The organism is Nonomuraea sediminis (assembly GCF_018531495.1).
Classification (GTDB): domain Bacteria; phylum Actinomycetota; class Actinomycetes; order Streptosporangiales; family Streptosporangiaceae; genus Nonomuraea; species Nonomuraea sediminis.
Genome location: NZ_JAHDTI010000003.1, coordinates 126,908 through 151,297, shown reverse-complemented (window position 1 = coordinate 151,297; position 24,390 = coordinate 126,908). Strand labels below are relative to the sequence as shown.

Genomic DNA, 24,390 nt, shown 5'->3' with positions numbered 1-24,390 from the left:
GTGTACGCGCACGCCATGGCGGTCCTGCCGGACCGCGTCGTCGAGGACGCGCTCGTGGCGGTCGAGGACGGACTCATCACCCACGTGGGCGAGGCGGCGGGAGCCGTCCCGGCCGGGGCGGTCGACCTGCGCGGCGCGCTGCTGCTGCCCGGCGTCGTGGACACCCACAGCGACGGGCTGGAGAACGAGCGGCGGCCCCGCCCGGGAGCGGAGTTCGACACGGCCTTCGCCGTGGCCAGCTTCGAGGGGCGGGTACGGGCGGCCGGGGTGACCACGGTCTTCCACGGGGTGGCCTTCGAGTCGCACAACCGCAAGGGGCGCACCGTGGACCGCGCCCGCGAGCTCGACACGGCCATCAGGGAACGCGGCCTGTCCGGGCACGCGCTGGTCGACCACCGGGTGCTCTACCGGCTCGACGCCCGCGACCCCGACGGGCTGGCCGCGCTGGAGGAGTGCCTGGAGGCGCCGGGGTCGCTGGTGTCCTTCGAGGACCACACGCCCGGCCAGGGGCAGTACCGCGACACGGCCTACTACCGGCGCTGGCTCGAGGGCACCGAGGGCCTGTCCGCCGAGGAGGCGCAGGTCAGGACGGAGAACCTGGTCACCGAGCGCGACACGCGCAGGTGGCACCGCCAGGTCGCGCTCGCCCGGCTGGCCTCCTGGGCCGCCGAAGGCAGGGCCCGGCTGCTGGCGCACGACCCGGTGACCGCCGACGAGATCGACGTGGCGGCTGCCAACGGGGTGTCGGTCGCCGAGTTCCCCACCACGGTCGAGGCCGCACGCGCCGCCAGGTCCCGCGGGCTCAGGATCGTGGCGGGCGCGCCGAACGTGCTGCGCGGCGGATCCCATTCGGGGAACGTGGCCGCCGCGGAACTCGTCTCGCTCGGCCTGGTGGACGGGCTGTCCAGCGACTACCTGCCCTCCACCCCGCTGGCGGCGGTCCTGCTGCTCGCCTCCCAGGGAGTGGTTTCCCTGCCCGCGGCGATCTCGCTCGTCACCTTGGGACCTGCCGCCGTCGCCGGGCTGACCGACCGTGGCGCGCTCGTCCCCGGGCTCCGCGCCGACCTGGCCGTGGCCACCGTCGACCGCGGCTGGCCCACCGTCCGCCACACCATCACCGCCGACTCGGCCCACCTGGCAGGAGTAGCACGATGACCGCACACCCCGAGCTCTTCCCGCACGCCCAGGTGTTCCTGCCGCCCGGCGTCCACCCGGCGCCCCCCGGGGACGCCCATCCCGCGCTGCTCGCCGCCGCCCGGGCGGCGCTCGACGCCTACGCCGGAGCCGGGCACGACAGGGACGCGCTGTCGGCCATCGTCGCCGACGGCGCCGACGGGACGCCGACCATGCGCATCGACGAGCTCGTCGAGGACGCCGTGCTGGCCGCCCTGCCCGCCGAGGCCAACGTGCTCACCGAGGAGACCGGCTGGGTCGACCGCGGCTCCGCGCTGACCCTGGTCATGGACCCCGTCGACGGCTCCGCCAACGCCGCCGCCGGGGTGCCGCTGGCCGCCTTCTCCGCCGCGCTGGCCGAGGACGGGGAGTTCACCGAGGCGCTCACCGTCTGGCTCGACACCGGCCGCAGCTGGTGGGCCCGCCGTACCACGCGCGGGCTGCGCACCACGGGACGCCGCGAGCTCGACGGGGCCGCGGTGTCGCTGCTGCGCCCGCACCCGCGCAACCCGGGCGCGCTGGCGGCGTGGATGGCGGTGGCCGAGCGGGCCGCGCGGGTGCGGATCCTGTCGTCAAGCTGCCTGGAGGCCGCGCTGGTCGCCCAGGGCGCGACCGACGCGTTCGCCGACGCCGCCTCCGACACGCACCGCCTGGTCGACATCGCCGCCGCCGTGGTGCTCGCCGAGTCGGCCGGGGGAGCGGTCCGCGACGTCTTCGGCCGCCCGATCGAGCTGGACACCGACCTCACCCGCCGCTGGAGCGGCGTCGTCGCCGCCACCCCCGACCTGGCCCACGATCTCGCCGAAGTCCTCCGCGCCGCCGCCACCCGCCCCCGCTGACCGGTACCGCCGGACCGCCGTCGGTCAGCGCTGTTCTCCCGAACCGCGGACGATCAGTTCGACGGGGACCCGGACGCGGCGGGGCGTGTCGGAGGGGGTGAGCAGCAGGTCGACGGCGGAGCGGGCCAGGCGGGCCGTGTCGTAGCGGACCACCGTCACGCCCGGATTGAAGACGTCCGCCAGGGCGAAGTCGTCGAAACCCACGAACGCGGGCCGCTCGGTACGGTCGCGCAGCGCATGCAGGATGCCGATCGCGGCCCGGTTGTTGGTGGCGAAGAACGCCGTCGGCGGGTCGGCCAGGTCGAGCAGGCGCCCCACCTCGTGCGACACCCGCCACGGATCGAACACCCCGCTCACCACCAGAGACTCGTCCACCTCGCCCAGCGCCTCCCGGTAACCGAGCGCCCTGTTGTGCACCGAGCTCAGCCCGCTGTCGTCGGAGATCAGCGCGATCCTGCGGTGCCCGTGCGCCATCAGGTGCTCGGTGGCCATCCGCCCGCCCGTCACGTCGTCGAGCTGCACCACGTCCGCCGCGGGCAGCCCCTCGGGAACCCGGTCCACGAACACCGCCCGCGGCCCCTCGGCCAGCCACCCGTGGTCCCCCGCGGACGGGACGACGATCAGCGAGTCGACGCCCCTGGCGTACATGGACTCGACCAGCATCCGCTCGCGCTCGGGCCGCTCCTCGTAGGAGCCGAACACCACCAGCGCGTCGTGCTCGGCCGCCGCGGCCTCCACCGCCTTGGCCAGCCGGGCGTAGAACTCGTTGGAGATGTTCTCCATGATCAGGCCGATCGTGAGCATGGTCGCGCCCCTGGCCAGCCGCGCCGCGGCCTCGTTGCGGCGGAAGCCCAGCGCCGAGATCGCGTCCAGCACCCGCCGCTGCACGTCGGAGCTGACGTGCGGCTCCTGGTTGACGACCCGCGAGACGGTCTTCAGGCTCACCCCCGCATGCCGCGCCACGTCCGCCATCGTCGGCTTACGCTCCATCACCCCAGCCTCCCCACCGGTACGGCACGCCCCACGACCACCCGCTCCCTCGCTCCAGGAGGCGACCCCGCGGTGATCACCGCAGGGACCCTATCCCGCCCCGGCACCCGGCCAGCACCACCCCGCCCGGAAAGACGGCGTCCGCCGCGCACGGAACGCCGGTCCCTGCTTCCCAAGCGGCGTCTCGGCGAGCAACCGTCCCACCCATGCGTGCCGTCGGGCACGGCCGGAAAGCTGGGTCGGCGGTGCGCGGTGGGCGGGGCTTTGCCGTACAGGACCATGAAGCTCTTCAGGACGAGAAGGCCGTACAGGACCAGGAAGGCCGAAAAAGAAATCCTCACGATATGGTCCACGGCATGGATGATGACTGGATTTGTGGGCGTCTCGGCGAGGACGAGCCCTGGCTGTTGGGGGCGGTCCATCCGCCGATCTTCGAGAACTCGATCTTCACCTTCGAGACCGTCGGCGACCTGGCCGAGGCGATCAAGGACGAGGACGAGAAATTCGTCTACTGGCGGGGCACCAACCCCACCGTCGACCTGGCCCAGCGCAAGCTGGCCGCGCTGGAGCGGGCCGAGCGGGCCAAGTGCTTCGCCTCCGGCATGGGCGCGATCTCCGCGACGATCTCGTCGCTGGTCTCGGCCGGTGACCACGTGCTCGTGCTGGGCGCCGTCTACGGCCCGACGACGCAGTTCCTGCGTTACCTGGAGAAGTACGGCGTCACGCATACGCACATCAGCGATCTCGCGGCGGGTGACAGCGCTATCAACGCATCCACGCGCCTACTGTACTTCGAGTCCCCGTCCTACATGCGCTACGAGTTGTTCGACATCCCCCAGGTGACCGCGTGGGCGCGCGAGCACGGACTGGTCACCGTGATGGACAACACCTGGTCGACCCCGATCTTCCAGAAGCCGATCACCATGGGCGTGGACCTGGTGCTGCACTCGCTGTCGAAGTACATCGGCGGCCACAGCGACCTGGTCGGCGGCGTGGTCTGCGGCTCGGCCGAGCTGATCAGGCCGCTGGCCAGGACCGAGTACATGCTGTACGGCGCGGCCATGTCGCCGCACGACGCCGGCAAGGTCGTCAAGGGCCTGCGCACCCTCCCGGTCCGGATGGCGGCACACCAGGAGCGCGGCCTGGCTATGGCCCGCTTCCTGGAGTCCCACCCGGCGGTCAGGGCGGTCAATCACCCCGGCCTGGAGTCCCACCCGGGTCACGAGCTCGCCAAACGGCAGATGTCGGGATTCTCTGGGCTGCTGTCTCTTGAGCTCGACACGGACTCCCGTCCGCAAGTCGCGAAATTTCTGGACACGCTGCGGCACTTTCGGATCGGGGTGTCGTGGGGCGGGTTCGAGAGCCTGGCCAGCGCCCCCGCGCTCACCATTGAGGAGAGCGTCAGGGAGACGATGGGGGTCCCCGTCGGGCTGGTCAGGTTGTCGGTGGGCCTGGAGTCGGCGGAAGCGCTCATCGAGGACCTCGGCCAGGCACTCGAGACGATCTGAGGTCTAGCGCGGAGAGGGGTCGGTGGCCTAGCCTGCTGACAGCGCTGTCATAACGGGGCTGTCCTAAGGGAGTACCGATGAGATCACCTGTCCTCGCGGCGGTCACCGCCCTGACCCTCACGCTCGCTGCCTGCGGCTCCGGCTCGTCGGACGGCAAGGTCAAGCTCCGCATGATCGAGAGCCTGACCAGCCCCGAGCGGACCAAGCTGATCAAGAGCCTGATCGCGGACTTCGAGAAGGCGAACCCGAAGATCGACGTGGAGCTCATCTCCCCGCCCCTCGAGAGCGCCGACCAGAAGATCACCCAGATCCTGCAGACCAAGAAGGACCTGGACGTGCTCGAGGTCCGCGACCTGACCGCCAAGTCCTTCTCCAACAACGGCTGGCTCGGCGAACTGCCCACCACCGACTGGGCCGGCTGGGACGACCTCACGGCGCTCACCCAGAAGAAGGCCGCGGAGGTGGGCGGCAAGCCGTACCTGATCCCGTACGGCTTCTACATGAAGACCATGTTCTACCGCACCGACCTGGGCGTCACGACCCCGCCGAAGACCTGGCCCGAGCTGTACGAGGCGGCCAGGAAGATGACCACGGGCGGCAAGTTCGGCTACTCCTTCCGCGGCGGCAAGGGCGGCGCGGGCTACGCCGTGCTCATGATCAGCGCCTACAACGGCGACAAGGTCAACCCGGACAAGTCCTTCTTCCTCAAGGACAAGCGGACCATCTTCTCCACACCCGAGGCCGCCCAGGCGCTCGACCTGTACGTCAAGCTGTTCAAGGACGTCTCCCCGCCCGACTCGGTCGCCTGGAGCTACCCGGAGATGGTCCAGGGCTTCACCTCGGGTGTCACCGGCATCCTCATCCAGGACCCCGAGGTGATCAAGACGGTCACGGAGAGCGGGCTGAAGAACTGGACCACCGCCCCCATCCCCAAGGGCCCCAGCGGCTACGCGCTGCAGAACGTGGGCTACGCCGGCTGGGGCATCACCTCCTTCACCCAGCACAAGGCGGAGGCGGTCAAGCTGGTGCAGTTCCTGTCGGAGGCCAAGCAGAGCACCGCCTTCGCCAAGGGCAACTCGCTGATGCCGATCTCCAAGCAGGCGCAGAGCGACCCGCAGTTCTCGCAGGGCGCCTGGAAGGCCTACATCGAGGCCCAGCAGGACCCCAACCAGGTGATCACGATCAGCCCGACGGACTACCCCGGCTACAGCCAGTTCCAGGTGGACGCCGACCGTGACATCCAGGCGCTGATCACCGGCAAGAAGACCGCGGCCGACGTGCTGAAGTCCTGGGACGCCTTCTGGGCCGACCAGGCGAAGAAAGTCTCGTGACCGCGGTCGGCGGGCGGGGCAAACCCGCATTCACCGGGCGGCGGGCCGCCTTCATCGGCCTGTGCCTGCTGCCCGGCGTGGTCTTCGTGCTGGTGTTCACCTACTGGCCGATGGTGCGCGGCAGCGTGATGGCCTTCCAGCGCTACAACCTGTTCGACCTGACCGAGACGCCGTTCGTGGGCCTGGAGAACTTCAGGGGCGTGCTGGCCGAGGACCGGTTCTGGACGGCGCTCCGCAACACGGGCACCTGGGTGTTCGTGTCACTGGTCTTCCAGTTCTTCCTCGGCTTCGGGCTGGCCCTGCTGCTGCGCAGGCACTTCCGCGGCCGGGGGCTGTACCAGGCGTGGGTGTTCTTCCCGTGGGCCATGTCGGGCTTCCTGATCGGGCTGCTGTGGCGGTGGATGTTCAACGGCCAGTTCGGCGTGATCAACGACCTGCTGCTCAAGGTGGGGATCATCGACCGGCCCATCGCCTTCCTCGGCACCCCCGGGTGGGCGATGACCTCGGTGATCGTGGCCAACGTCTGGTACGGCGTGACGTTCTTCGCCATCATGATCATGGCCGCGCTGCAGTCGGTGCCCAAGGAGCTGTACGAGGCGGCCTCCGTGGACGGCGCCTCGCGCCTAGGCCAGTTCTGGAACGTCACCGTGCCGCACATCAGGCCGACCCTGGCGCTGATCGTGCTGCTGCGGATCATCTGGATCCTGAACTTCCCCGACCTGATCTACTCGATGACCGGGGGAGGCCCGGCAGGCTCCACCGACATCATCACCACGTTCCTGATCCAGCAGGTGATAGGCGGCGACTACGGCAGGGCGGGCGCGGTCGGCCTGCTCGCTCTGGCGCTGCTGCTGGCCTTCAGCATCTTCTATCTCAACGTGACGAGGTCCGATGAGACGGCTCGCTAAGTCGGTGGTGCTCGGCGCCTGGCTGCTGATCACCATCTTCCCGCTCTACTGGATCCTCATCACCTCGCTCAAACCCAAGTCCGAGATCTTCCAGGTCCCGCTGCGCTACTGGCCCGCCGACCTCACCTTCGAGCACTACCAGGACCTGTTCTCCTTCGCCGAGTTCGGCACCTACCTGCTGAACAGCTTCTTCGTCTCGATGATCTCCGCCGCGGTGGTCACCGTGATCGGCATCCTCGGCGGCTACACGCTGGCCCGCTTCAGCTTCACCGGGCGCGGGCCGCTGATGCTGGCGTTCCTGGTCACCCAGATGGTGCCGCTGTTCATCGCGCTGGGCCCGCTCTACCTGCTGATGTCGGACCTGGACCTGCTCAACCACCTGGCCGGGCTGATGCTGGTGTACGTGGCGATGCTGGTGCCCTTCTCCACGATCATCATGCGCGGCTTCTACGATCGGATCCCCGTTGCGCTGGAGGAGGCCGCGCAGGTCGACGGCGCCTCCCGGATCACCGCGATGGTGCGGGTGGTGATCCCGGTCATGCTGCCGGGCATCGCCGCCACCTTCATCTTCGCGTTCGTGCAGTGCTGGAACGAGCTGTTCCTGGCGATCACCTTCATCGACAGCGAGGACGCCAAGACCATCCCCGTCGCGATGAACTCCTTCATCACCCAGTACGACATCGACTGGGGCTCGATGGCCGCCGCGACCGTGGTGTCGGTGATCCCGACGCTCGTGCTGTTCGCCGTGATCCGCCGCTACATCGTCGAGGGCCTGACCGCCGGGGCCGTCAAGGGTTGACGCATCATTTAACGTCCCGGCGTCGACGGGAGGCGGGGCCAGGGGTATGGCCTGATGCATGATCGCCGCCCGCCGCCTCGCCGTGGCTGCCCTGCCGGCGTGCGCGCTGGCCGTGGCGGCCTGCGGGTCAGGCGGCGAGAGCGGCGTGCCGGTGATCAACCTGTACAACTCCCCGCAGGAGCACATCCAGGCCATCGCCGACCGGTGCAACAAGCTGGCCGGCGGGCGCTACAAGATCGTCGTGAACATCCTGCCGCGCGACGCCGACGGCCAGCGTGAGCAGCTCGTGCGCCGCCTGGCCGCCGCCGACACCGGCCTCGATGTGCTGGCGCTTGACGTCACCTGGACGGCCGAGCTGGCCGAGGCAGGCTGGATCAGGGAGTGGACCGGCCGCGACGCCGCCCAGGCCCGGCAGGGCACGCTGGCCAAGCCGCTCGACACCGCGATCTGGCACGGCAAGCTGTACGCCGCGCCGTACACCACCAACGTGCAGCTGCTCTGGTACCGGTCCGACCTGGTGCGGCGGCCGCCGGCCACCTGGCGGGCCATCATGGCCGAGGCCGCCCGGCTGGCCGCCGAGGGCAACCCGCACTACGGCGAGGTGACCGGGGCCCAGTACGAGGGGCTGGTCGTCTGGTTCAACAGCGTGGTCGCCTCGGCCGGCGGCAGGATCCTGACGCCCGGCGGCAACGCCGTCGCTCTCGGCCCGCCCGCGCTCAAGGCGCTGCAGGTGATGCGGGCCTACGCCACCTCGCAGGCGGCCGACCCGTCGCTGTCCAACACCCACGAGGACGAGGCCCGCCTGGCGGTCGAGGCGGGCAGTGCCGCTTTCGAGGTCAACTGGCCGTACGTGTACGCGGCGATGGCCGCCAACCAGCCCAGCATGCTGCCCCACTTCAAGTGGGCGCCCTACCCCGGCATCGACGGGCCAGGCACCTCGCCGCTGGGCGGGGCCAACTTCGCCGTCAGTGCCTACTCGCCGCATCCGGAGGCGTCCTTCCAGGCCGCGCTGTGCCTGCGCGACGCGCAGAGCCAGAAGACCGCCGCCACGCTCGACGGCCTGCCGCCCACGATCGAGGCGGTCTACCACGATCCCGCCATGGCCAGGCCGTACCCGATGCGGCAGGCCATCCTGGACGCGCTCGAGACCGCGGCGCCGCGCCCCAAGACGCCCGTCTACCAGAACGTCTCCACGGTCACCTCCGCCATCCTGTCGCCGCCGGCCGCGATCGACCCGCCCGCGACCCTGGCGCGGTTGCGCGAGCAGATCGGCGACGCGCTGCAGAGCAAGGGAGTGCTGCCGTGAGCGGGCGGCAGCTCACCGAAGGGCAGCGGGCCGAGCGGAGGCTGGCGCTGTGGCTGTGCGCGCCCGCCACGATCATCATGCTGGCCGTGACCGGCTGGCCCATCCTCTACTCGGTGCTGCTGTCGCTGCAGCGGGCCGACCTGCGCTTCCCGCAGGACCAGGAGTGGATCGGGCTGGAGAACTACGCCACCGTGCTCGGCAGCCCCTACTGGTGGACCGCGTTCTGGGTGACCCTGCTGATCACCGTGGTCAGCGTCGCCTTCGAGCTGGTGCTCGGCATGCTGCTCGCGCTGGCCATGTACCGCACGCTGGTCGGCAGGGGAGTGGTCCGCACGGTCGCGCTGATCCCGTACGGCATCGTCACGGTCGTGGCCGCCTACGGCTGGAAGTACGCCTGGACGCCGGGCACCGGCTGGCTGGCCAACTTCCTGCCCGAGGGCTCGGCGCCGCTCACCCAGCAGTGGCCGGCCATCGCGATCATCATCCTGGCCGAGGTGTGGAAGACCACGCCGTTCATGGCGCTGCTGCTGATGGCGGGGCTGGCCGTCGTGCCCGAGGAACTGCTGCGGGCCGCCTCGGTCGACGGCGCCACGACCTGGCAGCGCTTCACCCGCGTCACGCTGCCGCTGATCAAGCCGGCGATCCTGGTGGCGCTGCTGTTCAGGACGCTGGACGCCTTCCGCATCTTCGACAACATCTACGTGCTGACCAACGGCGCGCAGAACACCTCCTCGGTGTCGATCATCGCCTACCACAACCTGATCGGCGGGCTGAACCTCGGCATCGGCTCGACCATGTCCGTGCTGATCCTGATCACCGTGGCGATCATCGCGTTCGTGTTCGTCAGGCTCTTCGGAGCCTCCGCACCCGGCGGCGGAGCCGGGTGAAGGCCAAATGGGCGGGCGTCGACGTGCTCGTGTTGGTGTACGCGCTGATCCCGGTGGTGTGGATCGCCTCGCTGTCGTTCAAGGACCCCAGCACGATCGCCGACGGCTCGTTCATCCCGCGGAAGTGGACGCTGGAGAACTACCGCGGCATCTTCCAGAACGACGACTTCGTCCGCGGGCTGGTGAACTCGATCGGGATCGGGCTGATCTCCACGTTCGTGGCGCTCGTGTTCGGGACCATGGCCGCCTACGCCATCGCGCGCCTGACCTTCCCCGGCAAGCGGCTGCTGGTCGGCTTCTCGCTGCTGATCGCCATGTTCCCGCAGATCTCGCTGGTCACGCCGCTGTTCCAGATCGAGCGGGCGCTCGGGCTGTTCAACACCTGGATGGGGCTGATCCTGCCGTACATCACCTTCGCGCTGCCGCTGACCATCTACACCCTGTCGGCCTTCTTCAGGGAGATCCCGTGGGAGCTGGAGAAGGCGGCCAAGATGGACGGCGCAACCCCGTTCCAGGCGTTCTGGCGGGTGATCGCGCCGCTGGCGGCGCCGGGCATGGTCACGACGGCCATCCTGGCGTTCATCCTGTGCTGGAACGACTTCCTGTTCGCCATCTCGCTCACCTCCTCCGACGCCGCCCGCACCGCGCCCGCCACGATCTCGTTCTTCACCGGCAGCTCCCAGTTCGAGGACCCGACGGGCTCGATCTGCGCGGCGGCCGTGGTCATCACGATCCCCATCGTGATCTTCGTGCTGTTCTTCCAGCGCCGCATCGTGGCGGGCCTGACCTCGGGAGCGGTGAAGGGGTGAACGATGGCTGAGATCGTGCTCGACGGGGTGACCAAGAAGTACGCCGACGGAACGCTCGCGGTGGACCATCTCGACCTGGACATCAAGGACCACGAGTTCGTCATCCTGGTGGGGCCCTCCGGGTGCGGGAAGTCGACCACGCTGAACATGATCGCCGGGCTCGAGGACATCACCGAGGGCGAGCTGCGCATCGACGGGCAGCGCATGAACGACAAGGCGCCCCGCGACAGGGACATCGCCATGGTCTTCCAGTCCTACGCGCTCTATCCGCACATGACCGTCAGGGAGAACATCGCCTTCCCGCTGAAGCTGGCCAAGGTGGACAAGGCCGAGACCGGCAGGAAGGTGGAAGAGGCGGCCGAGCTGCTCGACCTGACCCCGTACCTGGACCGCAAGCCCGCCAACCTGTCGGGCGGGCAGCGGCAGCGGGTGGCGATGGGCCGGGCCATCGTGCGCAACCCCAAGGCCTTCCTCATGGACGAGCCGTTGTCCAACCTGGACGCCAAGCTCCGGGTCCAGATGCGGACCACGATCGCGCGCCTGCAGAAGAACCTGGGCACCACCACGGTCTACGTCACCCACGACCAGACCGAGGCCATGACGCTGGGCGACAGGATCGTGCTCATGCGGGCCGGTCTGGTGCAGCAGGTGGACTCGCCGCAGGAGATGTACGACCACCCGCACAACCTGTTCGTGGCCGGGTTCATCGGCTCGCCGTCGATGAACTTCCTGCCCGCCGAGGTCCTGCCGGACGGCCTGCGCACCGTGATCGGCACGATCCCGTCCGGCCCCCGGCTGCGCCGCGCGCTGGCCGAGCGGAGGGTACCCAAGCAGGTCATCGTCGGCATCAGGCCGGAGTCCTTCCAGGACGCCGCGCTCGTGCACGAGCGGCACCACGGCGGCACGTTCACCGGCGCGGTCGACATCCTGGAGTCGATGGGCTCGGAGAAGCTGGCCTACTTCACGCTCGAGGCGGGCGCCGTCGAATCCGAGCACCTGGCCGACACCCTCGCCTTCGAGGCCGGCGGCGTCGCTCAGCTCGTCGCCCGGCTCGACCCCAGGACCACCGCCCAGGAGGGGCAGCCGCTCGAGCTCTGGTACGACGCCGAGGCCATCCACCTCTTCGATCCCAAGAGCGGCATCAACCTCACCGAGGCATGAAATCTCAGTGTCAATCCGCCGTTTATGCCACTCGCCGACGATCGTGCCGTTCATCTGCGGCGAACAGGTCCAGGAACCGCTTATCGCGCTGAAAGGACCTTTCACCGCATGCCCCATCCAACTAAGCGCCGGGCGGCGGCGGCTCGCCGAACAGCCCCTCCGACCCCCTCCACGAGGGGTAGGTTGCGCTCTTACCTTGTGCGTGATCCGCATCACAGTGGAGGTCTCGTGACGACTAAAGAACATGACGCATCGGTCTACGAACAGGTGCAGGCAAGCAGTGACTTCCAGGAGCTGAAGCGGCGCTTCCGCCGGTGGACGTTCCCGATGACCGCGGCGTTCCTGGCGTGGTACCTGCTCTACGTGGTGCTGTCGGGGTGGGCGCGCCCGTTCATGAGCACCAAGGTGTTCGGCGACATCAACGTCGGGCTCATCTTCGGCTTGCTGCAGTTCGTGTCCACCTTCCTGATCGCCTGGGCCTACGCCCGCCACGCGGGCAGGAAGCTCGACCCGCTCGCCGAGAAGCTTCGCCACCAGGTCGAGGACACTCAGGAGGTCGCCAAGTGAGCTCCCACAACCTCGCGACGATCCTCTTCCTCACCTTCGTCGCCGCCACGCTCGGCATCACGTTCTGGGCCAGCCGCCAGACGAAGACCGCCGCCGACTACTACGCCGGCGGCCGTTCCTTCAGCGGCCTGCAGAACGGCCTGGCCATCGGCGGCGACTACATGTCGGCCGCCTCCTTCCTCGGCATCGCCGGCCTCATCGCGCTGTCAGGCTACGACGGCTTCCTGTACTCCATCGGCTTCCTGGTGGCCTGGCTCGTCGCGCTGCTGCTCGTCGCCGAGCTCATGCGCAACTCCGGCAAGTTCACCATGGCCGACGTGCTCGCTTTCCGGATGAGCCCGCGCCCGGTGCGCACCGCCGCAGGCGTCTCCACGATCATCGTCAGCATCTTCTACCTGCTGGCCCAGATGGTCGGCGCGGGCGCGCTGGTCGGCCTGCTGCTCGGCATCACCAGCGACTCGGGCAAGGCCTGGACGATCGTGGGCGTCGGCGCCCTCATGGTCATCTACGTGGTGTTCGGCGGCATGAAGGGCACCACCTGGGTCCAGATCGTCAAGGCGGTCCTGCTCATGGGCGGCGCCGCGCTGATCACGGTCCTGGTGCTGGCCAAGTACAACTTCAACCTCTCCACCCTGCTCGGCGCGGCCCAGGAGGCCAGCGGCAAGCCGGGCCTGCTCGGCCCCGGCCTCAAGTACGGCACCGCGGCGCAGGGCGTCATGGGCAAGATCGACCTGATCAGCCTCGGCCTGGCCCTCGTCCTCGGTACGGCGGGCCTGCCGCACATCCTGATCCGCTTCTACACCGTCCCCACCGCCAGGGACGCCCGCAAGTCCGTGCTCTGGGGCATCGGCATCATCGGCGTCTTCTACCTGTTCACCCTGGTGATCGGCTTCGGCGCCGCCGCCCTGGTGAAGATCCCGCCGACCGACACCTCGGGCAACACCGCGGCCCCGCAGTTGGCCAACGCCATCGGGGCGAACTTCTTCGGCGAGACGGGCGGCACGATCCTGCTGTCCCTGATCGGCGCGGTCGCCTTCGCCACGATCCTGGCCGTGGTGGCCGGGCTCACGCTCGCCTCCTCCTCCAGCTTCGCCCACGACCTGTACGCCCACGTGTTCAGGCGCGGCCAGGCCAGCGAGCGGCAGGAGGTCGTGGTGGCCCGCATCTCCGCCCTGGTCATCGGCGCGATCGCGATCGCGCTCGGCATCCTGGCCCAGGGGCAGAACGTCGCCTTCCTGGTGGCGCTCGCCTTCGCCCTGGCCGCCTCCGGCAACCTGCCCGCGATCCTCTACAGCCTGTTCTGGAAGAGGTTCAACACCACGGGCGCGGTCTGCGCCATCTACGGCGGCCTGATCTCAGCCCTGATCATCGTGTTCTTCTCACCGGTCGTCTCCGGCGCCAAGACCGCGCTGTTCAAGAACTCCGACTGGCACCTGCACTCCCTGTCGAACCCGGGCATCATCTCCATCCCGCTCGGCTTCCTGCTCGGCTGGCTCGGCACCGTGCTCAGCAAGGAGTACAACGCCGCCAAGTACTCCGAGATGGAGGTCCGCTCCCTCACCGGCGTCGGCGCGGAACAGGCCGTCAAGCACTAGTCGTGGCACGGCGGGCGCCCTGGAGCAGGTAGATCAGGGCGCCCACCACCAGCGAGGCCAGCGCGATCCCGCCCACCAGCCAGAACCAGGTGCCGTAGGAGATCTCGGCGCCGAACAGTCTGACCTTCCCCGCGTCGTTGGAGATCAGCGGCGTCCACGACCCCGACAGCGTGGAGATCACGCCCACCAGCGAGGCCAGCGCCCCGACGATCGAGGCCACCCAGAACACCGCAGGATGGGCGAGCTTGCGCGCCTCGAACTGCTCGCGGTAGCGCCGCAGGATGATCAGGACGTCGACGAACAGCACCACGATCGACAGGCACCAGATGACCGTGACGGCCGCCTGCAGCACGTTGTAGACCTCGGTCTGTGCGTCGGCCGGCTTGGCCGAGGCGAACGGCACCACGACGAACGCGAGCAGCGTGAACACGCCCGCCAGCACGGTCTGGATCCACACCGCCACGTCCGGCACCTTGTGCGCGTTGACGTGGCTGACCACCTTGGGCAGCTTCCTGTCCAGCCCGGAGACGAAGATCAGCCGGGCGAAGGAGTAGTTGTAGACCACGGTGATGATGAAGAACATCGCCGCCAGCACCAGCGCCACCAGCTTGCCCGCCCAGTCGCCGATGCCGAGGCTCACCGCCGCGGCCACCCCGGTGATCGTGGCGGCGTCCTTGGCCGGCACCGTCACCATCACGCCCCAGGTCGCGATCAGGTAGGCGACCATGACCGCGAGCGAGCCCCACAGCAGGTAGCGGGTGACCGCCTTCTCCTCGCGGATCTCCACGCCCATGTTCAGCGGCACCTCGACGCCCAGCAGCGCCAGCACGGCCAGGCCGAAGAAGCTCCAGTTGGCGAAGTTGATCCCGTGCTCGGCCGACGGGCTCCAGGCCGCGAAGTCCCACGGGTTGGTCGCCGACGCGTTGCCCTCGAGCAGGTGCACCACTCCGGCCACAAACATGGCCAGGATGGCCAGGCCGTACGCGACGAAGACGACGTTGACCACGTTCTGCGTCAGCCGGAAGCGCAGCACGGCCAGCAGCGCGGCGACCACCAGGATCACCACGATCAGCCCGCCCTGGGCCTGCACGGGCAGCGCGCCGACCGGCGGGAAGACGAACCCGAGGAACGAGATGGTCAGCGTGCCGGTGGCGACCATGACCAGCACGCCCGGCCACCACGCGCAGAATCCGGCGAAGAAGCCCCAGAAGGGGCCGAACGCCTTACTCGTCCACAGGTAGATCGAGCCCTCGCCGGGGAACATCACGCCCAGCTGCCCGGTCACGATCGCGCACGGGATGAGGAACAACGCGAACGCGATGATCCACCAGCCGAACGCGGCCGGGCCCGCGCTCTGGATGACGGCCGCGTTCGTGATGAACAGGACGATCGCCACGAAGATGGCGACCATGTCGAACGTGGTGAGCACGCGTGGCAGGATTCCGCCGGCCACCCTCTCGGAAAGCAGCTGAGGCTCGCTCATACTCCTGACGATGCGCCTCGCCGATCACGCTCGTCAAGAAACTGGTTGCGCGCGCAATTTCATCGAGTGCTCAACCAGCGTGACCAGCACTTCCCTGCTCGAATCCCGCTTGCGCGCGTCGCACATGATGATCGGGATCGACGGGTTCAGCTGGAGCGCCAGCCGTACCTCCGCCAGCTCGAACGACGGCGAGCCCTCGAAGCAGTTGACCGCCACCACGAACGGCGTGCCGCGCCGCTCGAAGTAGTCCACCGAGGGGAAGCAGTCGGCCAGGCGCCGGGTGTCGGCCAGGATGACCGCGCCGAGCGAGCCCTCGGCCAGCTCGTCCCAGACGAACCAGAACCGCTCCTGGCCCGGCGTGCCGAACAGGTACAGCACGTAGTCCGAGCCGAGAGTGATGCGGCCGAAGTCCATGGCGACCGTGGTGGTCTTCTTCTGCGTCACATCGGAGAGATCGTCGATGCCGACGCTGCGATCGGTGAGGACCTCCTCGGTGCGCAGCGGCCTGGTCTCCGAGACCGCGCCGACCATGGTGGTCTTGCCCGCGCCGAAGCCGCCGGCGACCAGAATCTTGATCGCGGTCGGCAGACGCCGCTCAGAGCGAGCGAAGACCATCGAGCACCGCCTTGTACATCCTCATGTCATGCATGTCCACCTCGGATTGCGGTTCTTGGGCCTCGACGAGTTGCCGGTCGAACAGGTCGCCGAGCAGCACCCGGATCGTGCCCGCGGGCAGGTTCAGGTGCGCGGCGATCTCGGCGACGGACTTGGGTTCCCTGCACAGCCGCAGGATCGCCAGGTGCTCGGGATCGAGCCCGGCATCGGGACCTGGGGTGGGTCCCACGGCCAGGGCCATGGAGATCAGGTCGAACCTGCCGTGCGCCGGCTGGGTCCTGCCCCTGGTCACCACATACGGCCGGATGATCTCCGGGTCGATCCAGCGATCGTCCTCGGTCACCGGTCGCTCCCCACCCGCGGGCCCGAGGTCAGATACTGGCCGACGCGGGCCACGAGCATGGCCATCTCATAGGCGATCAGGCCGATGTCGGCGTTCTGCGCGCACAGCACGGCCAGGCAGGCCCGCTCGCCCGCCACGGTGACGATGAGGAACTGCGACTTCCACTCCACCACCGTCTGGCGTACCGCACCGCCCTTGACGTGCTCTGACACACCCTTGGCCAGGCTCTGCAGGCCGGATGCGACCGCCGACAGGTGCTCGCCGTCGGTACGCTCCAATCCCGCCGACGAGGCCATCAGCAGGCCGTCGGAGGACAGCACGATCGCGTGCTGCGCCTCCTGCACACGCCCCACCAGGTCGTCGAGCAGCCAGTTCAGATCCGTGCCGCTCACTGCTGGTCCTCCAGGAGTTTGGCGGCTTCCGACCTACCCAGTCGGGTGCCTGACTGCAGGGATCCCATCATCGCGCGGATCTCCTCCGGCGAACGCTCGTCATCATCCTCCTCGGTCGCGGGTGGCGGCTCCTCGCGCAGCGCGGGAGCCAGGTTGGCCTGCGGTACGCGCATCGGCAGGCCTCCCGGGGTCAGTTCGGTCTCGGCCTGTGCCACTGGGGTCTCCGGGCTCGCGGGCTGTTCCTCTGCGGACACCGGACTGACGGGGAACTCGTCCGTGTCGTCGGGACGGCCCGCCGTACCGGCAGACATGGGGATGTCACGCGGCCTGGCCGAGCGCAGCGTGCGCACGTTCTCGCGGGCGGCGGTGGCCACGGGGGACTTCCTGCGCGGCAGGATCGTCTCCGGCTGGCCGCCGTCGGCCGGCCGCGGGGCGTCGCCCAGCTCCACCAGCTCCTGCGGCAGCAGCACCACGACGGTCGTGCCCCCGTACGGCGAGGCCTTCAGCACCACCTGGATCCCATGCCGATCGGCCAGGCGGCTGACGACGTACAGGCCCAGGCGCGCGGTGCCGGAGATGCGGAACTCGGGCGGGTCGGCGATGCGCTCGTTGGCCGCCTCCAGGTCCTCCGGCTTCATGCCGAGCCCGCGGTCCTCGATCTCCACGACGTACCCGTTGGCCACGAGCTGGCCGCTGACCTGCACGTTGGTGTAGGGCGGGGAGAAGGAGACGGCGTTCTCGATCACCTCGGCCAGCAGGTGGATGACGTCACCCACAGCCCGGCCGACGAGCACCACCTCGCCCATCGGCATCAGCGTGACGCGGGTGTAGTCCTCCACCTCGGCCAGCGCGCCGCGGACCACGTCCACCATGGGCACCGAGCGGCGCCAGGTACGCGCGGGGGAGGAGCCGGACAGCACGATCAGGTTCTCGGCGTTGCGCCGCATCCGGATCGCCAGGTGGTCCAGCCGGAACAGCTCCTTCAGCTCCTCCGGATCGGTCTCGCGCCGCTCCATCACGTCCAGCACGGTCAGCTGCCTGTGCACCAGACCCTGGGTGCGGCGGGCCAGGCTCAGCAGGATGTCGCGGATGCCACGGCGCAGCTCGGCCTGCTCGGCGGCCACGGCCACGGCGGTGCGCTGCACGGTGTTGAACGCCTGGCCCACCTGGCCGATCTCGTCGTCACCGAACTCCAGCTCGGGCACCTCCCGCGCCAGATCCACCTCTTCCCCACGCCCGATCCGCTCAACCACCCCAGGCAGCCGCTCATCCGACAACTCATGCGCCGCGTCCCGCAGCTTCTTCAGCTGGGCGACGATGGCGCGGGCCGTGGTGACGGACAGGATGATCGAGGAGATGACGGCGATCAGGCCGAGGCCTCCGGCCAGGACGAGCCGGATGACGACGCCGATGGCAACGGGCGCGGCCCGGCCGACGACGCGGTCGCCGGCGCCGAGCACCAGGTTGCTGAGCTGGCTGAGCGACTGGTCGATGGTGGGGCGCCACTCTTCGGCGGTGAAGGGGATGCCGACGACGTTGTCGCGCTCGGCCAGTTGCTTCTCCAGGTTGTCCAGCCGGACGAACGCCGGTCCGGACAGCAGCTTGTCGTAGGCGGTCTTGTCCGTGTCGGGCAGGTCGACGGCGGCCTGGTCAGCGAGGGTGCGCCAGGCGCCGACGGTCTCGATGAACTGGCCGCGCTCGGCCGTGGTCATGCGTCCCTCGGCCAGCGCGCCGGACAGCAGCGCGTCCTCCTTCGACAGGATCTCGCGTGCCCGGTTCATGGCGATGAGGGTGCGGGCATCCTTGGCGACGGACTTGTCGTCAAGAGTGGCGAGCGAGCCGTACAGGCCGAAGAAGGAGTCGATGATCTCGCTGTAGGCCTCGGTGGCCGGGATGCGGCCAAGGCGACCGCCGTCGATGGACTGGCGCAGGGGCTTGAGGTTGTCCAGGCCCTTGAATGTGGTGGCCAGGCGGCGCTGGCCTTCGTCGTCGGTCGCCCAGCTGACCAGCGAGTTCGTCGCCGATTCGCGGAAGTCGGCCAGTAACCGGTCGGTGCGCTGGCGCTGCGACTGCAGGTTCCTGCGGGCCAGGGCGGAGTCGTCGCTCAGGCGGACCATGGACAGCCGGCGCTCCTGCTGGAGCTCGATGAGCAGCGGCTCACTCGGCGACACCACGCTGCTGTCGAGCTGGGACACCCAGAGCAGGTTGACCCCTTCGCGGAGGGTGACCCAGGCCGCGAACACCCACAAGGCCGCCAGGGAGACAATCAGAGCCGTAACCTTGGTCCGCAGCCGTGTGTTGCGGAGTCGCATCATACCTACCTGGGATGTGAAGTTTTGGGGTGGCTGGAGGCCCGCTCGAACAGCCTCCGCACCCTAGCAAGGGTAACGATCTTCACTCAAGCAACATGCACATTTTGCGATCAGTAATGCCGACTTGTCAGCCATTTCGGCAAACAGTGGTGGGCATCGATAAGATCATCCGGTGAACGAGCCCGGGTACTTCGACATCCGTAACGAGCTCGCCGACACTCTGCTGGCCGGATCGCACCAGCTCGCCGGGGTGCCGGAGCGGGATCGGGGCAAGGTGTTGCGGGCGGCGGTGGAGGCGGTGCCGAAGGCGGCCGAGATGTTGCGGTCCTATCCCGCCCTTTACGCCGACGGGACGGGCTCGGCGAGCAGGCTGGCTTTCAGCTGCCTGTCGGCCGCGGCGACCTTTCCCGACGGCACCCGCGACGAGATCGCCGATCTGGGGGCGTTGACGGTGATCCTGTTCGGCGTGGACGACATCGCCGACAGCGTCGTCGGGCGGCGTTCCGCGGCGGACTTCGCGGACCTGTTCGGGGCGCTCGTCTCCATCCTCCGGGGAGAAGAGGGACAGGAGTCAGGCGAGCAGGTCGTACGCGCCTGGGCACAGTGGTGCGAGCGCCTGCGCGCCCGCCCCGGCGCGCCCGTGCACGTGCCGGCCATGGCCGACCAACTCGCCCTGGCAGGGGAGGCCATGGCACGGGAGCGGGCCTGGGCCTCCGGCGCCGACCCCTGGCCCTCCTACGACGACTACGTCGCCAACGGCATGCTCACGATCCTCTACCACACCTGGTGGGCGGCGGCTCTGGCCATCCTCGGCCCCCTGCCCGCCGGCGCCGGGCACTGGGCGGCCATCGAGGAGGCCACCCATCTGGGCGCCACCTGCCTGCGGCTGGCCAACGACATCAGAAGCTTCGAGCGCGAGCGGGCCGAGGGCAAGCCCAACTCCATCGCCATCCTCCAACGCCAGGGACTCGCCGTTCATGAGGCGGTCCGCCGCGTCTCGGCGCACATCGACGTGCTGGACGCCCGCTTCACCGAGCGGCTCGCCGAACTGCCTGCCGAGCTGAAGCCGGTGGCGGTCGGGCAGCGCAGGAGCGTGGCCTTCAACGGCCGCTGGTACCTGGCCAGGGACACGCACGACTACACCGTCGACGACCTCGAGAGCGACCTGCGCTCACTGCAGGGCGAGGTGTGAGGAGGAGATGATGGCCGCGCGGACCACCGCCAGCGGGGTGTAGAGGTCCTTGTCGTGCCACAGCGGCGGGTGGTCGCTCGCCTGCACCAGGTGGACCAGGCCGCGCGCGACCGCCTGCGCCCGCCTGGGCTCATCCCCGCCGCGGACCAGCCGCAACACCATCACCGCGTAGGCGGTCTCCTCGGCGGTGCCGCCCCAGCGGCCCCACGAGCCGTCGGCGCGCTGGGTCGACAGCACCCACTCCACCGCCGCGTCCACCGCAGGGGCGGACTCCGGCCCGCCGTACTCGTCGAGCGCCAGCGCGCAGGCGACCGTCGCGTAGTAGCCGGAGGCGTGCCAGCGGTCGCTCCACGAGCCGTCGGGCTGCTGCCTGGCGCGGATCCAGGCCGACAGATCCCGTATGGCCTGGCCATAGCGGGCCGCGGCGGCCGGCCGCTGGGCGACGTAGGCGCCGAACGCGTCGAGCACGTGCGCGTTGACGCTGACCGACGCGCCGTCCTCGCCGAGCCAGGTGGAGAAGTGCGTCCCGGCGTGGAAGGCCCACAGGCACTCGGGGTCGTACGGCGTCCCGAGCAGCGCCAGCGCGTACAGCGCCACGGAAGTGGTGTCGGCGTCGGCCGGCAGCCCGGCGCCCGCCGACGTGCCCGCGGGGCCGATCGCGGCCCGCAGGTCGGCCACCATCTCCGGCGGCACGTCCACCGGCACGCCCGCGCGCATCAACCAGCTCAGCACCCAGCCCCGCTCGAACACCGTGATCGGCACCCCGACGGGCATCGGCCCGCCGTGGCGGCGGGCCAGCGCCTCCAGGTGGCCGCGGGCGTTGCTGAACGATCCCGGCTCGGCGTCGTCCCCGAGCCAGGCGGCGGTGGCCGCGGGGGAGGCCCCGACCGTCCCGATCGGCGTCGGCCGTACGGCGGGCGCGCCGCTGGCCGCGGGCCCGGCGATCTCCAGCGCGTGCAGCAACTTCACCGGCACGTCGGCACCGGTCTCGATCCACGAGCGCACCAGGTGCAGCCGCTCGTAGCTCATCCCGGCGGGCAGCGGGAGCGGGTCCGGCAGATGGCCGTTGATCTGGGCGAGCATCGCGGGCACCAGGTACTCGATCGCCGGCGTGTCCGGCAGCGAGCCGGCCTCGGCCAGCAGGCTGTCCAGCACCCGCAGCCCCCGGTCGGCGGCCGGACGCAGCCGGGACTCGGCCGGGTGGGTGTCGCCGCGGACCTGCACGCGCAGCAGAGCCTCCGTCGCGCTCAGCGTGGGCACCAGTCCGTAACCGCCCGGCGCGCCCCACGATCCGTCGCTCCGCTGGGCATCCAGCAGATAGTCGATCCGCTCGCGGTGACCCTCCAGCCAGGGGGCCAGTGTCACCAGCCTGCCGGTCTCGTACACCGAGGCGGACACCTGGCCCCACGGCATGAGCATGAGGCCGTTCACCAGCTCCTCGGCGGCCTTGCCGATCTCCACGGTACGGCTACCGCGTCTGGTGGATCGGGCGCAGCGTCAGCAGGATCTGCTCCTTGGGCCGCACGGAGGCTCCCGGAGCCGGGGTCAGCGGCTGCGGGTTTGCCACCTCCGTGTGGTACCTGCTGAGGATGTTCGCGATCACGAGCGGTGCCTCCATGTAGAACAGGTGCTGGCCCAGGCAGACGTGCGGGCCGCCGCCGAAGGGGAAGTAGGCGTAGCGGTGCCGGCGCTCGGCCTTGTCCGGATCCCATCGGCCCGGGTCGAAGTCCAGCGGACGCTCCCAGAACTCCTCCAGCCGATGGGTGGTGTAGGGGCTGATGAGCAGCTGGGATCCGCTCCCGATGCGCACGCCGCCGAGCTCCGTGTCCTGCTTGACCTGCCGGGGGACCAGCCAGGCGGCCGGGTACACGCGCAACAGCTCCTGCAGCACCGTATGCAGGTAGGTGAGCCGGGGAATGTGCTCCGGCTGCACGGGTCCGGCGCCGACCACCTCGTCGATCTCGGCGCGCAGCCTGGTCATCACCTGAGGGTGGTCGTGCAGAACGCTCCAGAGCCAGGTCAGCGACATCGCGGTGGTCTCGGAGGCGGTGCCGTAGATGCTGACCACGTCGTCGCGCAGTTGCCTGCGCAGGTCGGCGCCGAGGCCGCCGGCCGTACGCGCGCGCAGCACGTGCGAGAGCACGTCGTCGCCCTCGACGGAGCTCTCGCGCATGGCGGCGTCGATCAGCGGATAGATGATGTCGTCGATCTGCTTCAGTGCCCTCAGGAATGCGCGGTCGCCGGGGATCCTGACCGAGTAGGGGACGGTCGGCAGCAGCAGGCGGAAGGCGATCGAGCTCGCGCAGGTGGTGAACTCCGGGGCCAGCCGCTCGCCCAACTCGGCGGGGATCCGCCCGCCGAACAGGACCTGGATGATGACCCGGTTGACGATCCTGTTCATGTGGAGCGCGCTGTCGACCGGCTGCCCGGCGCGGGCGGGCTCGTCCAGTTCGGCGACGCCGGCGGCGATGACGTCGGCCATCTGGCGGCCGAGCGAGGCGATGTAGCGCGTGGTGAACAGCGGCTGCAGGATGCGCCTGCTGGTCTCCCAGTCCAGGCCCTCGCCGACGATGCCCCGGCCGGTCACGCGCCAGACGGGCCTCCAGAACATGCCTGCTCTGACGAAGTTCTCCCAGTCGGTCTTGATCACCTTCTGGACGTCGTCGGGGTGGGACACCAGGTAAGGGCGGAACGGTCCCACATTGAGGCGGACGATGCGGCCGTCGTTCTCGCAGCCCATCTTCGCCAGCTCGGTCACCGGATCCTTGAGCAGGCGGGGTACGACCCGGTGGAAGGGTAACTCTCGTGAGGTCCTGGTCTCGATGGGTTCGATGTCAAGAGACAAGGTCGCGATCTCCCCACCCTGTGCGGCCTCGGCAGCGCAAAGTCCCGGTCTCATATGCCGGATATTTCAGGACAAAAGTAGTTTCTCTGGGTAAGTATCACATGATCGTCTGTGGTATCTCAAGATCGGACAAGGTAGGAGCACCCGATGGATCCTGGGCACTCGCGTACATCTTGGTCCGGGGAGGACGAACTGCTGAGGGTGCGGCGGCTGGCCGAGCCCGCGCTGCGGGAGGCGATCGCTGGGCTGCATCCGTGGGGGGAGCGGATGGCCTCGTTCACGTTGGGGTGGGCTGACGTGGACGGACGGCCGTATGAGGGGGACGGGGGGAAGAGTCTGCGGCCGGCGATCGCGATGCTGGCGGCCGAGGCTGTGGGCGCGACGGCGGAGGCGGCGTTGCCGGGGGCCGTGGCGGTGGAGTTGGTGCACGCGTTCTCGCTGGTGCACGACGACATCATCGACCGGGACGAGCGGCGCCGGCACCGGCCGGCGCTGTGGAAGGCCTACGGGGTGGGGCCGGCGATCCTGGCGGGCGACGCGCTGCTGGCGCTGGCGATCGGGCGGCTGGCGCGGGAGGGGGATCCGCTGGCGGGGCGGTACCTGTCCAGCGCGCTGATCGACCTGGTGCACGGGCAGACGCTGGACATGGCCTTCGAGGACCGGCCTTGGATCGGTCCCGAGGCGGTGACGGTGGCCGAGTACACCGAGATGGCGGCGGGCAAGACCGGTTCGCTGCTGGCGGCCGCCGCGTCGTTGGGCGTGATCCTGGGCGGGGCGCCGTCGCTGGCGGAGCCGATGTGGCAGATGGGGCGCGACCTGGGTGTCGCGTTCCAGATCGCCGACGACCTGCTGGGCATCTGGGGCGATCCCTCGCAGACGGGCAAACCTGTCTACAGCGATCTACGGCGTGCCAAGAAGACCCTTCCCGTGCTGGCCGCTCTGCCGGTGAGCCCGGAGCTGGCCGCCCTGCTCGGTGTGGAGACCTCGGACGAGGATCACCGCGAAGCGGCCGAGCTCATCGAGCGCGCCGGCGGGCGCGCCACGGCCCTGGACCTGGCCGAGTCCCACCTGACCGCCGCGCTCACCACCCTGCGCGACACGCTGCCCGAGGCCGACTCCCTGCACGCCTTGTGCGCGGCCCTGGTCCACCGCACCCACTAGCCCTCAAGGCCGACACCGAACCACCGGCCCTACCCGACGACGCCCGCGCTGCGGCCGTTCGTCCTGCTCGACAACGCCCGCGCTCGGACCGTCGGCCCTCTGCGGGAACGCCCGCGCTGCGGCCGCTCGTCCTGCTCGATAGTGCCCGCGCTGCGGCCGTTCGTCCTGCTGGAC

At 69.6% G+C, this 24,390-nt stretch carries 22 protein-coding genes; 14 read left to right on the top strand and 8 right to left on the bottom strand.

What is annotated here, in order from left to right; translation table 11 throughout:
- Both KIK09_RS14885 and KIK09_RS14880 read left to right on the top strand, forming a co-directional pair.
- A complete protein-coding gene (locus KIK09_RS14885; RefSeq protein WP_308164196.1) occupies nucleotides 1–1,155 on the top strand; it encodes an alpha-D-ribose 1-methylphosphonate 5-triphosphate diphosphatase in 1,155 nt (384 codons plus the stop codon).
- The gene (locus KIK09_RS14880; RefSeq protein ID WP_214319791.1) at nucleotides 1,152–2,012 is read left to right on the top strand and encodes an inositol monophosphatase family protein; all 861 of its coding nucleotides are present in this window, start codon (nucleotides 1,152–1,154) and stop codon (nucleotides 2,010–2,012) included. Before KIK09_RS14885 ends, KIK09_RS14880 begins: the two co-directional genes overlap by 4 nt.
- A 24-nt stretch (nucleotides 2,013–2,036) precedes the next feature.
- Here the strand turns inward: KIK09_RS14880 and KIK09_RS14875 are convergent, their stop codons facing one another.
- Complete coding sequence (locus KIK09_RS14875) at nucleotides 2,037–3,002, bottom strand: LacI family DNA-binding transcriptional regulator (protein ID WP_250573296.1); 966 nt, start codon at nucleotides 3,000–3,002, stop codon at nucleotides 2,037–2,039.
- Nucleotides 3,003–3,358: 356 nt separating this feature from the next.
- Between KIK09_RS14875 and KIK09_RS14870 the strand changes: the two genes are divergently transcribed.
- From KIK09_RS14870 to KIK09_RS14825, 10 genes are all read left to right on the top strand, one after another.
- Nucleotides 3,359–4,510 (top strand): trans-sulfuration enzyme family protein, encoded by a 1,152-nt coding sequence (locus tag KIK09_RS14870; protein ID WP_214319789.1) that lies wholly within the window; start codon nucleotides 3,359–3,361, stop codon nucleotides 4,508–4,510.
- Nucleotides 4,511–4,587: 77 nt separating this feature from the next.
- On the top strand, nucleotides 4,588–5,841 hold the full coding sequence (locus KIK09_RS14865) for an ABC transporter substrate-binding protein (protein ID WP_214319788.1): 1,254 nt from the start codon (nucleotides 4,588–4,590) through the stop codon (nucleotides 5,839–5,841).
- Nucleotides 5,838–6,749, top strand: a complete 912-nt coding sequence (locus KIK09_RS14860) for a carbohydrate ABC transporter permease (protein WP_214319787.1) — start codon at nucleotides 5,838–5,840, stop codon at nucleotides 6,747–6,749. The genes KIK09_RS14865 and KIK09_RS14860 overlap by 4 nt, the downstream gene beginning before the upstream one ends.
- Nucleotides 6,733–7,548, top strand: coding sequence for a carbohydrate ABC transporter permease (locus KIK09_RS14855; RefSeq protein WP_214319786.1), 816 nt, complete (start codon nucleotides 6,733–6,735; stop codon nucleotides 7,546–7,548). The genes KIK09_RS14860 and KIK09_RS14855 overlap by 17 nt, the downstream gene beginning before the upstream one ends.
- Nucleotides 7,549–7,606: 58 nt before the next feature.
- Entirely contained in the window at nucleotides 7,607–8,854 is a 1,248-nt protein-coding gene (locus tag KIK09_RS14850; protein ID WP_214319785.1) for an ABC transporter substrate-binding protein, read from the top strand.
- Entirely contained in the window at nucleotides 8,851–9,741 is an 891-nt protein-coding gene (locus KIK09_RS14845) for a carbohydrate ABC transporter permease (protein ID WP_214319784.1), read from the top strand. The genes KIK09_RS14850 and KIK09_RS14845 overlap by 4 nt, the downstream gene beginning before the upstream one ends.
- Nucleotides 9,738–10,550 carry a carbohydrate ABC transporter permease gene (locus KIK09_RS14840; protein ID WP_214319783.1) on the top strand — a complete coding sequence of 271 codons (813 nt, stop codon included), beginning with the start codon at nucleotides 9,738–9,740 and terminating at the stop codon, nucleotides 10,548–10,550. Before KIK09_RS14845 ends, KIK09_RS14840 begins: the two co-directional genes overlap by 4 nt.
- Nucleotides 10,551–10,553: 3 nt before the next feature.
- The gene (locus tag KIK09_RS14835) at nucleotides 10,554–11,711 is read left to right on the top strand and encodes an ABC transporter ATP-binding protein (protein ID WP_214319782.1); all 1,158 of its coding nucleotides are present in this window, start codon (nucleotides 10,554–10,556) and stop codon (nucleotides 11,709–11,711) included.
- Nucleotides 11,712–11,939: 228 nt separating this feature from the next.
- The gene (locus tag KIK09_RS14830) at nucleotides 11,940–12,278 is read left to right on the top strand and encodes a DUF485 domain-containing protein (RefSeq protein WP_308164099.1); all 339 of its coding nucleotides are present in this window, start codon (nucleotides 11,940–11,942) and stop codon (nucleotides 12,276–12,278) included.
- The gene (locus KIK09_RS14825) at nucleotides 12,275–13,873 is read left to right on the top strand and encodes a monocarboxylic acid transporter (RefSeq protein ID WP_214319781.1); all 1,599 of its coding nucleotides are present in this window, start codon (nucleotides 12,275–12,277) and stop codon (nucleotides 13,871–13,873) included. Before KIK09_RS14830 ends, KIK09_RS14825 begins: the two co-directional genes overlap by 4 nt.
- On the opposite strand, the gene KIK09_RS14820 is transcribed toward KIK09_RS14825, so the two are convergent.
- From KIK09_RS14820 to KIK09_RS14800, 5 genes are read right to left on the bottom strand one after another with little or no spacing between them, the layout of a single operon-like run.
- Nucleotides 13,863–15,356 carry an APC family permease gene (locus tag KIK09_RS14820; RefSeq protein ID WP_214319780.1) on the bottom strand — a complete coding sequence of 498 codons (1,494 nt, stop codon included), beginning with the start codon at nucleotides 15,354–15,356 and terminating at the stop codon, nucleotides 13,863–13,865. The two genes, KIK09_RS14825 and KIK09_RS14820, sit on opposite strands and share 11 nt — an antisense overlap.
- 33 nt (nucleotides 15,357–15,389) lie before the next feature.
- A complete protein-coding gene (locus tag KIK09_RS14815; protein WP_214319779.1) occupies nucleotides 15,390–15,971 on the bottom strand; it encodes a GTP-binding protein in 582 nt (193 codons plus the stop codon).
- On the bottom strand, nucleotides 15,952–16,314 hold the full coding sequence (locus tag KIK09_RS14810) for a DUF742 domain-containing protein (RefSeq protein WP_214319778.1): 363 nt from the start codon (nucleotides 16,312–16,314) through the stop codon (nucleotides 15,952–15,954). Before KIK09_RS14810 ends, KIK09_RS14815 begins: the two co-directional genes overlap by 20 nt.
- Nucleotides 16,311–16,706 carry a roadblock/LC7 domain-containing protein gene (locus KIK09_RS14805; protein WP_214319777.1) on the bottom strand — a complete coding sequence of 132 codons (396 nt, stop codon included), beginning with the start codon at nucleotides 16,704–16,706 and terminating at the stop codon, nucleotides 16,311–16,313. Before KIK09_RS14805 ends, KIK09_RS14810 begins: the two co-directional genes overlap by 4 nt.
- The gene (locus tag KIK09_RS14800; protein ID WP_214319776.1) at nucleotides 16,703–19,018 is read right to left on the bottom strand and encodes a sensor histidine kinase; all 2,316 of its coding nucleotides are present in this window, start codon (nucleotides 19,016–19,018) and stop codon (nucleotides 16,703–16,705) included. The genes KIK09_RS14805 and KIK09_RS14800 overlap by 4 nt, the downstream gene beginning before the upstream one ends.
- A 172-nt stretch (nucleotides 19,019–19,190) precedes the next feature.
- Between KIK09_RS14800 and KIK09_RS14795 the strand changes: the two genes are divergently transcribed.
- Entirely contained in the window at nucleotides 19,191–20,210 is a 1,020-nt protein-coding gene (locus KIK09_RS14795) for a terpene synthase family protein (protein WP_214319775.1), read from the top strand.
- Here KIK09_RS14795 and KIK09_RS14790 read toward each other — a convergent pair.
- Together KIK09_RS14790 and KIK09_RS14785 are read right to left on the bottom strand one after the other, a co-directional pair.
- Entirely contained in the window at nucleotides 20,190–21,671 is a 1,482-nt protein-coding gene (locus KIK09_RS14790; RefSeq protein ID WP_308164098.1) for a prenyltransferase/squalene oxidase repeat-containing protein, read from the bottom strand. The genes KIK09_RS14795 and KIK09_RS14790 overlap by 21 nt on opposite strands.
- A gap of 7 nt (nucleotides 21,672–21,678) precedes the next feature.
- Nucleotides 21,679–23,055, bottom strand: coding sequence for a cytochrome P450 (locus KIK09_RS14785; RefSeq protein ID WP_214319774.1), 1,377 nt, complete (start codon nucleotides 23,053–23,055; stop codon nucleotides 21,679–21,681).
- A gap of 147 nt (nucleotides 23,056–23,202) precedes the next feature.
- On the opposite strand from KIK09_RS14785, the gene KIK09_RS14780 reads away from it, so the two are divergent.
- A complete protein-coding gene (locus tag KIK09_RS14780) occupies nucleotides 23,203–24,216 on the top strand; it encodes a polyprenyl synthetase family protein (protein ID WP_214319773.1) in 1,014 nt (337 codons plus the stop codon).
- The last annotated feature ends 174 nt before the right edge of the window (nucleotides 24,217–24,390 follow it).

Bases quoted from the DNA above. Each gene is read 5' to 3' on its own strand.
- KIK09_RS14865 (WP_214319788.1), top strand. From the start codon at position 4,588: ATGAGATCACCTGTCCTCGCGGCGGTCACCGCCCTGACCCTCACGCTC.
- KIK09_RS14815 (WP_214319779.1), bottom strand. From the start codon at position 15,971: ATGGTCTTCGCTCGCTCTGAGCGGCGTCTGCCGACCGCGATCAAGATT.
- KIK09_RS14880 (WP_214319791.1), top strand. From the start codon at position 1,152: ATGACCGCACACCCCGAGCTCTTCCCGCACGCCCAGGTGTTCCTGCCG.
- KIK09_RS14800 (WP_214319776.1), bottom strand. From the start codon at position 19,018: ATGCGACTCCGCAACACACGGCTGCGGACCAAGGTTACGGCTCTGATT.
- KIK09_RS14855 (WP_214319786.1), top strand. From the start codon at position 6,733: ATGAGACGGCTCGCTAAGTCGGTGGTGCTCGGCGCCTGGCTGCTGATC.
- KIK09_RS14875 (WP_250573296.1), bottom strand. From the start codon at position 3,002: ATGGAGCGTAAGCCGACGATGGCGGACGTGGCGCGGCATGCGGGGGTG.
- KIK09_RS14870 (WP_214319789.1), top strand. From the start codon at position 3,359: ATGGATGATGACTGGATTTGTGGGCGTCTCGGCGAGGACGAGCCCTGG.
- KIK09_RS14835 (WP_214319782.1), top strand. From the start codon at position 10,554: ATGGCTGAGATCGTGCTCGACGGGGTGACCAAGAAGTACGCCGACGGA.
- KIK09_RS14820 (WP_214319780.1), bottom strand. From the start codon at position 15,356: ATGAGCGAGCCTCAGCTGCTTTCCGAGAGGGTGGCCGGCGGAATCCTG.
- KIK09_RS14850 (WP_214319785.1), top strand. From the start codon at position 7,607: ATGATCGCCGCCCGCCGCCTCGCCGTGGCTGCCCTGCCGGCGTGCGCG.
- KIK09_RS14780 (WP_214319773.1), top strand. From the start codon at position 23,203: ATGGATCCTGGGCACTCGCGTACATCTTGGTCCGGGGAGGACGAACTG.